General features: G+C 48.8%; 14 protein-coding genes. 11 read left to right on the top strand and 3 right to left on the bottom strand.

The annotated features are described in order from the left end of the window. Positions 1-366: 366 nt before the first annotated feature. On the bottom strand, positions 367-594 hold the full coding sequence (locus ACKTSG_RS11880; protein WP_407895039.1) for a hypothetical protein: 228 nt from the start codon (positions 592-594) through the stop codon (positions 367-369). Between the two features lie 1,043 nt (positions 595-1,637). Between ACKTSG_RS11880 and ACKTSG_RS11875 the strand changes: the two genes are divergently transcribed. Then, complete coding sequence (locus ACKTSG_RS11875) at positions 1,638-2,087, top strand: universal stress protein (protein ID WP_407895037.1); 450 nt, start codon at positions 1,638-1,640, stop codon at positions 2,085-2,087. 56 nt (positions 2,088-2,143) lie between these two features. On the opposite strand, the gene ACKTSG_RS11870 is transcribed toward ACKTSG_RS11875, so the two are convergent. Next, entirely contained in the window at positions 2,144-4,462 is a 2,319-nt protein-coding gene (locus ACKTSG_RS11870; RefSeq protein ID WP_407895035.1) for an HAD-IC family P-type ATPase, read from the bottom strand. Between the two features lie 127 nt (positions 4,463-4,589). Here ACKTSG_RS11870 and ACKTSG_RS11865 point away from each other — a divergent pair, with 127 nt between their 5' ends. From ACKTSG_RS11865 to ACKTSG_RS14370, 10 genes are all read left to right on the top strand, one after another. Next, a complete protein-coding gene (locus ACKTSG_RS11865) occupies positions 4,590-5,492 on the top strand; it encodes a proline iminopeptidase-family hydrolase (protein ID WP_407895034.1) in 903 nt (300 codons plus the stop codon). Positions 5,493-5,554: 62 nt separating this feature from the next. Next, positions 5,555-5,893, top strand: a complete 339-nt coding sequence (locus ACKTSG_RS11860; RefSeq protein WP_407895032.1) for a hypothetical protein — start codon at positions 5,555-5,557, stop codon at positions 5,891-5,893. 446 nt (positions 5,894-6,339) lie between these two features. Further along, the gene (locus ACKTSG_RS11855) at positions 6,340-6,858 is read left to right on the top strand and encodes a GNAT family N-acetyltransferase (protein WP_407895030.1); all 519 of its coding nucleotides are present in this window, start codon (positions 6,340-6,342) and stop codon (positions 6,856-6,858) included. Positions 6,859-6,880: 22 nt separating this feature from the next. Continuing rightward, the gene (locus tag ACKTSG_RS11850) at positions 6,881-8,035 is read left to right on the top strand and encodes a cation:proton antiporter (RefSeq protein ID WP_407895028.1); all 1,155 of its coding nucleotides are present in this window, start codon (positions 6,881-6,883) and stop codon (positions 8,033-8,035) included. Positions 8,036-8,138: 103 nt separating this feature from the next. Then, positions 8,139-8,795 (top strand): HAD hydrolase-like protein, encoded by a 657-nt coding sequence (locus ACKTSG_RS11845; RefSeq protein WP_407895026.1) that lies wholly within the window; start codon positions 8,139-8,141, stop codon positions 8,793-8,795. 12 nt (positions 8,796-8,807) lie between these two features. Next, positions 8,808-9,497, top strand: a complete 690-nt coding sequence (locus tag ACKTSG_RS11840) for a hypothetical protein (protein WP_407895024.1) — start codon at positions 8,808-8,810, stop codon at positions 9,495-9,497. An 8-nt stretch (positions 9,498-9,505) separates the two neighbouring features. After that, positions 9,506-10,429 carry an alpha/beta hydrolase gene (locus ACKTSG_RS11835; RefSeq protein ID WP_407895022.1) on the top strand — a complete coding sequence of 308 codons (924 nt, stop codon included), beginning with the start codon at positions 9,506-9,508 and terminating at the stop codon, positions 10,427-10,429. 12 nt (positions 10,430-10,441) lie between these two features. Continuing rightward, the gene (locus tag ACKTSG_RS11830; RefSeq protein WP_407895020.1) at positions 10,442-11,251 is read left to right on the top strand and encodes a hypothetical protein; all 810 of its coding nucleotides are present in this window, start codon (positions 10,442-10,444) and stop codon (positions 11,249-11,251) included. A 367-nt stretch (positions 11,252-11,618) separates the two neighbouring features. Beyond that, positions 11,619-12,533, top strand: coding sequence for a sortase domain-containing protein (locus ACKTSG_RS11825; RefSeq protein WP_407895018.1), 915 nt, complete (start codon positions 11,619-11,621; stop codon positions 12,531-12,533). A gap of 177 nt (positions 12,534-12,710) precedes the next feature. Next, positions 12,711-12,812, top strand: coding sequence for a type I addiction module toxin, Fst family (locus ACKTSG_RS14370; protein ID WP_491062199.1), 102 nt, complete (start codon positions 12,711-12,713; stop codon positions 12,810-12,812). A 78-nt stretch (positions 12,813-12,890) separates the two neighbouring features. Here ACKTSG_RS14370 and ACKTSG_RS11820 read toward each other — a convergent pair. Further along, positions 12,891-13,151 (bottom strand): IS30 family transposase (locus tag ACKTSG_RS11820; protein ID WP_407895016.1); only part of this gene is annotated, 261 nt, incomplete at its 5' end.

Below are 13,151 nucleotides of genomic sequence, written 5' to 3'. Positions count from 1 at the left end.
AAGCTAAAGGCTTTGTTCAAAACAGAAAAACACCTAGACCACGATGGCGCATGGCATGGTGTCATCTCCACTCAAGGTGTAGCAAGCACTGGTTTGGCCAAATTGGCCAAGTCACTTAATCAGGTTGAATAAAACCTATCATTTGGAACTCAATTTACTGGAACCGAGAAAAACTTGACACATACTTTTGGATTGAAGGATTGTCAGTTAATGTTTTGACATGGTATAATCAAACCATGCAAAAACACCGTGCGACCAACACGGTGTTTCCGAAACATTTGAGTTCTCGCAACGTCGCTTAAAGAGCGATGGTCAAGTTAATATGAAGCTAAAGCCGCGTTAACCGTCCAAAGTTGTAGCGGCTTTTTATATGCTCACTTTCGCCAGAATGTTCTGACTACCTGCACTAGCTGGCTCAAAGATCGAACCAACTTGGTCGCTTTGCGAACACTGAAATTCAATGCAGCGCAGTAGTAGCCAACCAGATAGATACAGGCAATGATGGTCACGTGAACGCAACCAATCGTAAACAATACAGATCTCCTTTCTTTCAGGATGTTCGGCATAAATCGCCATCGCATCACCTACTTTCATCGGGAGACCACCGCTCATGTCACTTCTTGCTTTTGCCAGTTTAACAGGTAACGTCACTGGACACTAATTATTTGTAAGATGATGAATTTATATATATTTTGCGCAACAAAAAGACCGCCATGGGCTTGGCGGTCAAAAAAAGTTGGGGTGACGCGCTGATTTCAAGCGCGTATGTTTTTTCACGTGGAGGAGTGAATGCTCAATTCGGCGGACACCAACTTAAGCGAGAAAATGAAAAAGTGGGGTAGAAATAAGGGGGTAGCTCCTACTCTGTTTCCTATATTACTGATGAGTTGTGATAAATTTGTGACGCGCATGTGCAAATTATTAAGCTGAATATGAATTCTTGTTGAGTTCTTTGTCGTCGGATTCAAACCCTTCGATGAGTTGCAACAAACCGACGCGCGTGTTATTATATAGTTACAACAAACGCACGACAACACAAACCCTCATCTGCTGCCACAGATGAGGGTCTTTTTTCGCATAGCCGGGGAAGACTAGCGGTGTGACTGTTTGACAATGTCTCTAGGTCTATCGCCGATCATTCAGCCAGCGCTCGACTAGTATTAAGACTAGACCCACCACGCATGGGCCGATAAAGACCTCCACAACAAGTTGCACGACAACACCCCCTTTCGAGGCAGTTGCCGTGTTTAGTATAGCATGTTGACTTGAGAAACACTAATAATTAGTAAGCTTGTATTTTGTTATTTAATTGATGATAAAAAAGACCGCCATGGGCTTAGCGGTCAACAAAGGTGTTGGGATGACGCGCTGATTTCAAGCGCGTATGTTTTTTCATGTGGAGGAGTGAATGCTCAAGTCGGCGGGCACCAACTTGAGCGAGAAAATGAAAAAGTGGGGTAGAAATAAAGGGGCATCTCCTACTCTGTTTCCTATACTACTGCTGAGTTGTGATGAATTTGTGACGCGCATGTGCAAACATTTCGCTGATCGAGTTTTTTATTAAACGACGCCCCCATCTTTCACTCACACTAACGCGGCGAATTGTGTTACATTAAAGCCAGAAGGGAGCGATTCATATGACACAACGCGTACTCGTCGCGATCGATGGCTCAGAAGCTTCAGATCGCGCTTTAGCCAAAGCGGTCACTATCGCCAAGGAACGGGAGTGGGGGCTGGATCTCTTGCATGTGATCGACACGCGCCAATACACTGCCGGCTTTGGCCAAACTGGCACCGTCGATGGCAAATTGTTGTACAACGCCGAACAAACTGCTGAAGCGCAACTTGAGGACTTGATCAAGCCACTCATTGCCCAAGGCATCGATGCCAAACCACATATCCGCTTCGGTTCGCCGCGAGCAGTTGTTGCCGTCGATGCGCCTAAAGACTACAACACTGGCTTGATCGTGATCGGGCGTTCCTCAAAGAAGCTGGTGTCGCGCATGTTCATCGGCTCAGTCGCAAGCTTTGTGGTTGAAAACGCGCCATGTGATGTCTTGATCGTTGCCAATCCACAAGTCAAATAAATCCAAATAAAAATGCTTCAAGCGTTGAGATCATCGACGTTTGAAGCATTTTTCGTTTACCGCCAGTGGATCTTGGCTAACACACGCTTGCCTAAGAATTCTTGCAGGAACATGTAGACTGGCAAACTGGTGAGGATCAATGGCCCATACACGATGAAGCGGTCAAAGCGCCACAAATTGCTTAACGAGAAAATCTTCCCGGCGACGAAGAAGACGCCGAACAAGGCAATTGTCAGTAAAATCATCATCGCATACTTGTAGCGATTGAACGGTCGGGCATTGATGAACAGCACATGCAATTCGATCACGCCGATCATCAATACCACCATGGTCGACGTCGCGGCAAATGACCAATGGAACCAATATTCGCCCCAAGTTAACACGAGCGTATACAAAACGATCGCCACGGCGCCTGGGGCTGCGATGGTCATGACTTTTTGCATGAATTGGCCCACGACGCGGTCGAAATTCGGTTCAAACGTCAGTAAAAATGATGGGATCGCCACGGCAATGGCAGAAACTGGCGTCAAGTTGATCGGCGTGATCGGGTAATCTAATGGCAGAAAAACAAAAATCGCCGTTAAAATCACGGAGAAAATCGTTTTGACCAAGTACATCGACGCGACCCGCTCGATATTGTTGATCACGCGGCGGCCTTCATTCAACACATTGCACAAGACATCGAAGTTGGAATCTAACAACACAAAGTCCGAAATACTTTTGGCGGCTTCGGCACCGCTGGCCATGGCGATCGAACAATCAGATTGGCGCAAGGCCAACACGTCATTGACCCCATCCCCACACATCGCCACCGTGTGATCTTGGTTTTGCAACGCTTGAATCAAATGCTTTTTCTGCGGTGGCGTCACCCGGCCAAACACGGTATGGGTGGCGGCTAAGGTTTCATAATCTGCCTCGTCAGGAACTTGGCTCATATCCACGAATGCCTCGGTTTTGGCCATGCCGGCGCGCTTGGCGATGTTGGCCACAGTGACTGGGTTATCACCCGAAATGACTTTAAGATCGACGTCTTGTTTTTTGAAAAAGGCGAAGGTGCTTTGGGCTGTTTCGCGCAGTTCATCTTCAATATAAATGAGTCCCATTAAGGTCATGCCGCTTAATGGCGTGGTCAAGGCCTGATCCGTTTGCGCAACCACCAGCACCCGCAGACCATTTTCGGCGGCTTGATTGATTTGCTGCGAGATGTTTTCAGGTAAGCCATCAGGAAAAACAAACTCAGGTGCGCCCATGATCAAACTGCGACCATCCGCCAGCGTTGCGCCAGAATACTTCCGCGCACTGGAAAAAAGGATGGTTTTGGCGATTTGGGGATGCGGATCATCGGCGACTTCTTTGATCGCCATGGCGGTTTCATTGTCATCATTTAATGCATAAACCACTGAGGCGGCAGCGTGTTGCACGTCAGCTTCGGTGAAATCGGCTAGGGGCATGATCTGGGCCACTTTTAAACGGCCAGAGGTAATGGTGCCTGTTTTATCCAAGCAGATCGTATCGACCCGCGCTAAAGATTCCAACGCAGACAACGCCCGAACTAACACACGTTTCACTGCCAAGTTACGGGCAGATACGGCTAGCGCAACATTGGTCAATAACACCAAACCTTCAGGGATCATGCCGATCACCGCCGCCGAAGTGGATAATACCGCGCGGTTGTAGTTCCCGCGGCGTACCAAGGAAACAGTGAACAAAGCGATACCCAATGGGATCAATACATAAGTTAAGACCTTGATGATGCGATTGATCGTGGCTAACAGTTGACTTTTAGTATCCTCACCTTTTTTCGCTTCAGCGGAAAGCTTGGCGGCAAAAGTGTCCCCGGCAACCGCAGTGACGGTCATACAAGCAGTGCCGGCAACAATGAAGCTACCGGATAATAATTGATCGCCGACAGTTTTGGTGATCGGATCACTTTCGCCAGTCAAAGGGGACTCATCGGCTTCGATGCCATCAGTTTGCGAAACCGTGCCGTCGACTGGGACTTGGTCGCCGCGATGCAGCAACAACAAATCCCCTTCAACGATTTCATCTTGCGGGATCTGAACCTCCGAACCATCACGTATGACGGTGACCGGTGTGCTAGCGAGTATCCGCATGGCGTCGATTTTTTTCTTGGCGCGCAATTCTTGGAAAGTCCCAATGGCGGTGTTGATGATCGCCACACCTAAGAATAGGAGGTTTTTATACGAGCCAGTGGTAAAGATCAACGCACCAAGGGCCACGTTGACAAAGTTAAATAACGTCAGCGTGTTTTGAGCGATGATGGTTGAAACGCTCGCAGATAAAGGCTTTTGTGCGGTGTTGCGCTTGCGCTTTGCCACTTGCGCTGAGGTTAATCCCGTTAATTTTTCAGACATACGCCACCTCCTATGTCTATTTTAACCAATGCTGGGTGAAACAGGGTAGCCAAACGCACAAGTTAAGACAATTTTGGCAAAACCGTTTCCATTCGCATATAATAGGAAGCAGATGGGAGTTGATTTTTTGGCAAAATACAAAGCAAACGGTACACGTTTCATCACGTTAGACAATGGGTATCACTTGTGGACGCAAACCACTGGATCCGGTGACATTCACTTGATGACCTTACACGGCGGCCCTGGCGGCACCAACGAAGTCTTTGAAAACTTCGGCGAACGCTTGGCGCCATATGGGGTCACCGTCACCCGCTATGATCAATTAGGCTCTTTTTTCTCAGATCAACCAGATTTTTCTGACCCTGAGAATCGCAAAAAGTTCTTGAACATCGATTATTATGTTTCAGAAGTTGAAGCAGTTCGGCAAAAACTGGGCCTTGATCACTTCTACTTGCTGGGTCAATCTTGGGGCGGGGTGTTGGCCATCGAATACGCCTTGCGCTATCCCGAACACCTTGCTGGGGTCATTTTGTCGTCAATGATCGACAATTTGGATGAATATTTGCAAAACGTCAACGCCATTCGCGACGACATGTTCAACGAAGCAGACTTGGCTTATATGCATGACGTCGAAGCGCGGCATGCGTTTGCTGAACCGCGCTATGAAGCCTTAGTTGCCGAACTTGGTGAACACTACTTGCATCATCAAGCCGATGCGCAACCGCGCCACTTGATTTCAACCATGGGCACGGCAGTTTACAACTACTTCCAAGGCGACAATGAATTTGTCATGGTCGGTGCCTTGAAAGATTGGGACCGCCGCGGGTCGATGAAAGATATTTCCGTGCCGGCGTATTTGACTTTTGGCGGTCATGAAACCATGCCGCTGACTGCCGCACGGCGCATGGCTGACGAAATTCCTGATAGCACCTTGCACATTACGCCTGATGCTGGTCACGGGCAAATGTTAGACAATCCAGATGATTATTTCAAACACTTAGGTGAATGGCTTCAAAGTCAAAACGCTTAGCTGACAATGTTGAGCGGCGAACACAGCAGTCTACGCCGCTTTGGATAATAAGGAGGTTCACTATGTTTAAAGATGCCAAACAAATCGCCAATAAACTTGTTGATGCCACCACTGGCCCTTTGAATACCTTCGATCAAACGGTTTCTGACAATCCTGATTTGATTATGCCATTAGCCGCGTTACATGCTAGTGTTATGGCCTTGTCCATTGCTGGGGCTGTCGCGATTATCCGCGGGCATCAAGAAGTGCGGATTGCTAAGGAACAAACCAAGCAAATCCGCATGAAAGCGATGCTTGAATTTCATGGCAAGCACCCGCATTGCCATCACGGCCACCACGGCAAACCGGGGATGCATCCCCATAACCCACACTTGTTAGCCCATCAAGATGATGGCGAATAACTGCGGCCATTGTCTAGCATCTAGCTTCAGCAGTCTGGCTACGATACAGAATTCCGCTAGACCACTAACACCAGATGACTACGAAATGCGTGATGCCAAATTTATTTGATAGTCAGCTGACCAATATCGTCATGTGATGTGTGCGTGTTGAATCTGTAAGTTAGTTAAATCATCGCAGAAAATCTGTGGGTGGAGATAAAAAACGCGCAGGCGGGCTGGTCATCAGTTGCGCCATTGCTCTACTTCGGTCGCCATGACCAGCCCGCCGAAGCGTTTTTTGTCGGAACTCGCATACTTTCGGGCTACAAGGCATTGGTATCGCTAACTGGAAGATTCAAAACATGCGGTCGCTTGCGTGCGATTAAGCCAAGCTTGCAAAGGATTTAATTGAATTCTCATCTGAAATAGCAGACAATGGAAACAATCACATTCTGGAGGTTGTTCACATGGCTGCTATTTTTGTTCGTCCAGGCACCCAACAAGATATTGACGCGATTTTGGCGATTATTCAATCAGCGCGCGAGTTTCTCGCGCAACAAGGTATCGACCAATGGCAAGGCACTTATCCCGATCGCGCCGCGGTGCAACAAGATATTGATGATGAAACCAACCGCGTGTTGATCGTTGATGGCAAGGTGGCCGGTACTGGTAGCTTGATCGATGGACCGGACCCTTTTTACAAGCGTATCGACGGTGACGGCTGGGTCGGCGAGCGCAACTATATGATGATTCATCGCTTTGCCTTAGATGGTCAAGTCCGCGGCCAACAGCTCAGCAAGTTCTTTATGAGTAACTTGACCACGGAAGCCTATGCTTTAGGATATCGGGATCTGCGCATCGACACCCACGCGCAAAATCAAATCATGCAACATGTCATCAAAGCGGCGGGCTATCAATTCCGCGGTATCGTGTATCTGGACGAACCAGTGCCAGAACGCAATGCTTATCAATTGTTATTAGACTAAGGGTGAGAAACAAGGAGGCGCCATGGGTTATTTAGGCACACTGGCATTAATTTTGTTGACGACGATGATGTTTGCCCATTTCAGTTTGAAATTAGGCATTCCCGCGGTGATCGGTGAGTTGTTGGCAGGGGGATTACTGGGCCCAGCGATTTTAAATTGGGTCCAGCCGACGAATTTAGTTTCAGATTTTGCGGAAATCGGCGTGATTTTTCTGATGTTTATCGCCGGGCTGGAGTCAGATTTAACCATGTTGAAAAAGTATTTTCGACCTGGGGTGTTAGTCGCCGTGATCGGCGTAGTGATGCCCATTCTCGCGATTTTTGCTTTCGCGCGGGCTTGGGGGTTCAACTTTGTTTCCGCCAGTTTCTTAGGGATCACGTATGCCGCGACTTCCGTATCGATTTCAGTGGAAGTGTTAAAAGAGCTGAAAGCCTTGGATACCAAAAGCGGGGCGACGATTCTAGGGGCGGCAGTCGTTGATGATATTTTAACAGTGATTATTTTAAGTGTGGCAGTCGGTGTGTTTGGTGAAGGCCAAGCCACCACTAGCCTACCGTTATGGTTGAGTTTGATCGGCCAAGTCCTATACTTTGGCGTGATTTACGTGGTGGTGAAATTTGCCGCGCCATATTTGATGCATTTGGCAGAACGCCTGTATCCAAGCTCTGCGGTGATGATCATGTCGTTGTTGTTGTGCTTGGGGATGGCGTATTTAGCCGATGCGATCGGCATGTCGGCGGTCATTGGGGCGTTTTTTGCCGGGGTGGCGGTGTCCACGACACCTTATCGCCAAGAAGTGGATGCCAGTTTGACATCGATTGGCTATGGGGTGTTTATTCCGGTGTTCTTCGTGTCGATCGGCTTGAATATGCGCTTGGATGGTTTAGGGCGCGACTTCTGGTTCATCATCATTATGACTGGGCTAGCCTTGGTGACCAAGTGGGTCGGCTGCGGCTTCGGGTCCAAGCTCGCCGGCCAGTCTTGGGCAGAGGCGAACGTCGTCGGCGCCGGGATGGTGTCGCGTGGTGAAATGGCCTTGATCGTGGCGCAAATCGGCTTTGAAGCCAAATTATTACATGAAGACTTTTATTCCAGCGTGATTATTGTAATTATTTTGACCACGTTGATCGCACCGTTCTTATTAAAAGATGCTTTGCGTCGTCAAAATGCGGCCTAATCATCAAGTGGGCTCAGTCAAATCGGCTGAGCTTTTTTGTTGTGATTTGAGCCTGACGCAATTTTCTTGTAAACTATAAGCATTACGAAAACGAGGTAAGCCATTGAAACAACTCTTCTTTGATTTTGACGGGACCATTGCCGATTCGCATCGCGGAATTATCCATGGTATCGAATACATGCTCCAACAGATGCACTTACCCAGCTTGACCGACGCGCAGTACCGCACGTTCATCGGGCCGAGCTTGACGAGCAGTTTGAAACGCTACTTTCCCAATTTGACTGACGCAGACTGCGCGCAAGCAGTGAAGCATTATCAGAAGTTGTATGCCGAATCGGCTATTTTTGAATTGGATCTGTATCCTGGCATCAAGCAAGTCTTAGGTGATTTGCAAGCTAGCGGCTATCAGTTGAATATTGCCACCGCCAAACCCGAAGTGATGGTCGATCGGATCATTGATCATTTTGATTTAGGGCAATTTTTCACCGGGGTCTACGGCGCGACGTTAGATGAATCGATTCGTTCCACCAAAACGGCCGTTTTAGCTTATGGGTTAGAAAAGGCCCACGCTGACGTGGCTAACAGCTTGATGATCGGCGACCGCGACACCGATATGCAAGGCGGGTACAATAACCATGTGCAAACCTTAGGCGTCACGTATGGCTTCGGCTCCGCGGAAGAACTCAGACACGCCCATGCCGCAGCGATCGTGGAAACGCCACAAGCGATTCCGGCAGGGATTACGGCATTAATGGCTTAGGAGGGTGAAGACATGCAACTGCACGTTGAGTTGAACGACACGCAAACAACCGTGAGTTTGCCTGATGATGGGCAGTTGGTGTTCTCGGCTAAGTCGTTAAAGAAACCAGAACACGGTTTGGTGTTGCGCGTACAGGCTGGTCAATTTGTTGGTTTTGACGATGGGGACGCAGATGAATTTATCGCCATTACCTTGCCTTGTACCACGGAGCCGCAATACTTGCAAAAAGCGCTGGCAGGCGAAAGCATCCCCAAAGCGCAACAGCCCTACGTCGAGGGCATCAAGCAGATTTTGACGCGCTTTGGCATTCACTTGCAACCGCAAGTGAAAAAGCGTCCCGCTAAAGCCGCCCATCGCTTCACCAAAGCCTTGGCTGACACGCCATTCACCATTGATCATGCTGGGGCTAAAGCCACGGTGTACTGGCGAAAGCGCAATGTCATGGAAATTCTGCCTGGGGCTAAGCTTTCCATGACGCAACATGTGACCAAAGGCGGGGCACTAGGCTTTGATACGCGCTTTGGGGAAAAGTTGCGTGCCGACCACCAAGCGGCGATCGCCGGTACGCATACCACTGACAGCATTGAATTACGCAGTGTCAATGAAGTCGGTTTGTTTCTATATTATGGTGGCACCAATTCATGGTTGCAGCTTAAAGATGCGCAAGGCAAAACTTTAGATGAATGGACCAAGGTGCAATAGGAGATTATATGCATAAAAAGCGTTGGTGGATTTTTTCTGGTGTGGTCGGAGTTTTATGTTTAGGGGTGCTTGGCGCCAGTATTTACTTTTATCAATTCGCCTTTGTGCCAAGCCACAAAGACTTTTTGTCCAATAAGCAGCCCGCCATTCAAGAATCTGCGGCGACTTGGTTGCAAAAAACTACGAAGCAAACTTGGCAGATGCAAGCGGCCAAAGCTGACTTACGCTTAGTCGCTGATTATATTCCAGCCGCTAAGCCAGCTAAAAAAACCGTCGTCATCGCGCATGGTTACATGGGCAAAAAAGAAGATATGGCCGCTCGTATCAAAATGTTTCATGATGCGGGGTTCAACGTGTTGGCCCCAGATGACCGCGGACATGGCCAATCACAAGGTAACTATATCGGATACGGTTGGCCAGACCGGTTGGATTATCGCAAGTGGATCAACTTGTTGTTGAAAAAAGTTGGCACGGATCAACAAATCGCTTTGTATGGTGAATCTATGGGCGGCGCGACGGTGATGTATGTCAGTGGCTTGAAATTGCCTAAACAAGTGAAAGTGGTGGTCGAAGATTGTGGCTACACGAGCGTTATTGACGAACTCGCTTTTCAAGCCAAAAGTATGTATAACCTGCCGAAGTGGCCGTTGGTCCCAGCAGTGGCGGCCTATGCCAGTTTGAGAACCGGTTATAATGTGTTTGCCGCGGATGCCCGCAAGAGCTTGGCGAAAAACACCCGGCCGATCATGTTCATTCATGGCACTAAAGATACCTTTGTCCCTACTGCGATGGTCGATCAGCTTTATCAAGCAGCTCATGGTACTAAAGTGTTGTGGAAGGTCAAAGGGGCCGGGCATGCGCAAAGCTTTTATCATGATCCGGTGAAGTATCGGCAAAAAGTAGTTAGATTTATCAATGCTCATTTGCAATAAGGAGTCGTCATCATGTCTGAAATTTCACATACTAGTCGTGGGTGGTTAGCGTTTTTTGGCTTGATCGATTGCGTGTTGTTGGTGATGTTTGCCGTTAGCTTGGGGATGACCTTGACTTTGGGCACGCCAAAGTCGGTGTCTCACCAGCTTCAAAGCGCACCGGCCAGCACGAAGCTTCACCAAACCATCAATACGAATCTGGTCAAAAAAGCCAACCTGGCAGGGATTGAATTACCGGCAAATCCTCAATTGGTTAGCTTAAAGCAAACCAAGCAATTGACCGACCAAGCGGTGATGGCCAGCGCTGACTTTCAAAAAACGCTCGACACCACGGCTTTAGTTACCAGCTTAACCACGCGAATCAATCAACAAGCCGCTAAAATTGGGCAACATCCAGGGGCCAGTCGGGTGAAGCAAGTCACACAAAGCTTGTCTGATGATGTGTTGACCTTGATGCAAAGCGGTTGGGGCGCGGCTTATGGGATGTTGGTGTTGATGATGCAAACCACGACCATCGTTACGGCGGTGCTTGGGGTCATCATTTTATTATTGATGCGCTTGTCGGCGCATTCATGGCCACGTTTCTTGCGCGTCACCGGGCGCATCACCTATATCATCGGCATCGGCGGTGGCATGTTGAGCATGGCAGTCGCCGTGCCGCAGCTGTCAGGAAATTGGTCGATTGTCGGGGCGCCAGTTGGCATCGTGAGCCAATTGATTCAAGCTTATGCGCCTTTGTGGCAACATGTGGCCGGCGTGGTGATCGTGATCGGCTTGGTCATGGCAGGATTGAGTTACCTTTTCAGAAATAAACAAAAATAGTTTTATAAAAAAACAACCTCGAAACGCCTGCTTATCATGAAGCAGGCGTTATTTAATTTCTTGAAATTACCGTAATTACGGGACTTGTTCAGAACTAAAGTGAAATTCTATCAATTTATGACTTTTTTGGTTGTCATCAAGCGTGCACCGACGTATAGTTACGGAGATGAAGCACACATCATTGAGTTCGTCATTGTGATTTGAGGAAAGTGAAACAGGCGACTGTTTTCATTTTCGTTTGTAACGGAGTGTCGTCGTTAAGACACTGTGGTCGTGGGGATCCTGGGGGGGAGAAGCATGACAATCACACAGTGTTTGCCATGTGTAAGCAGGGCTGAGTTCCCTGTGCACAAGTTAGGGGAACAACATGTTTAAAAACAGAATATTTGGGTTGGCCGCAATTATTGTCGTGGCCTCAGGTCTTGGTGTGGTCACGGTGACTGCGCATGCGGGGAACGCCCCGGTGTCGACAAGCAGGGTTTCTGCCACCGCCAAGTCCAAGGCCACGCAATCAACGACCAGTCACAAAGCCGCTGAGAAAAAAGCTACCGCCAAAAAAATGGCTGTGAAAGCTTCTGAATCATCTCAAGCGGCGGTTGCTAGTGCCAAAGCTTCAAGCACCAAGGCTGCCAGCGCAAAGGCCTCCAGTGCTAAAGCTTCAAGCGTTGCGGCCAGCACGTCCAGCGTCAAAGCAGCAGCAAGTAGCCAAGCGGCGGCCAGCCAAAGTACCAGTTCTGCCAGCACCACCAGTGCTTCAAGCACTGCGCAATCAAGTTCATCAAGCATGGCAGTACGCACTGCCGCAGTGCAAACGCAAACGCCAGCCCAACGCGCCCAAGCCAAGGCGGCCAGCATTCAAAACGCCACCGGCGAAACTTATGTCGGGACAATTTCTGGTTTAGGGCATTCAACGGATGTCGTCCTTGGTTCCATGAGCCGTACCTCGGCTCCGGCACAAGCAGGTTTGGCGATGACTTGGGGCGGGGCCACGCGCCTGTCCACCACCGATGGGTTGACCACTGAAATCGCCGGTCATGCCAAAAGCAACACCTTTGCTTGGATCATGAGCTTAGGCGTCGGCAGTCAAGTGACGGTCACCGATGCCAATGGGAATGCGCGCACTTATACGGTGTATGCCAGGGATGATGTGAATGACCAATCATACTCCACGAAAACTGGTAAAGACCAATGGAATGCTATCACCTCTGCTGGTCAAGGTGAAGCCGTCGTGTTGCAAACTTGCATTTCCAACACGGTCAACCGGATCGTTTGGGCGCATTAAACTGCTGGGGGGCAGTGAGCTCAACGTTATCCATTTAAACTTGTAAGCATAAGGAAGCCGTTAGCAAGGCTTCTTTTTTTGGGATTAGGGCTTTCTCATCAAGCTAGATTTTGTCTTGTCATCCCGATATAATAATTGATGCCGCTACGTCCTACCAGCGTGATACCGCGCCGATAGGTGGTGAAGAAAGTGTCTCAGTTCGATACCGCGATTGTCGCGCCGTTACTTGTTGGTGTGCTCCTCTTAATTTTGGATCACTGGCTAGATGGCCACAAGTAATGTAAGTGGCGAAACATTTAGTGTTTGGTGCCAAGACGTCGTCTTCTACCAGAGGCGGCGTTTTCAGTGCTTGAATTGTCAAGCTAAGTGGAACATCTCTGACCAGAAGACTTCAAGCGAAGATTTCCATCCGAACATCTTGCGTGGTCGAGTGTTGATTTGCCACACCATTCGGTTGATTTCCTCGTCTGTGATCGTAGCGATGTCTGTTCCTTTGGGAATATATTCCCTGATCAATCCATTTGTATTTTCGTTACTTCCTCTGGCCCAAGGAGCGTGAGGATTTGGAAAATAGAACTCTACTTGATACTCATCTGTGAGTTCTCCATGTCGTCCAAA

Origin of the sequence: Lacticaseibacillus salsurae, from assembly GCF_045862175.1 — a bacterium.
Taxonomy (GTDB): Bacteria; Bacillota; Bacilli; order Lactobacillales; family Lactobacillaceae; genus Lacticaseibacillus; species Lacticaseibacillus salsurae.
The sequence above is the reverse complement of the archived record's forward strand: the minus strand, read 5'-3'. Positions and strand labels throughout refer to the sequence as shown.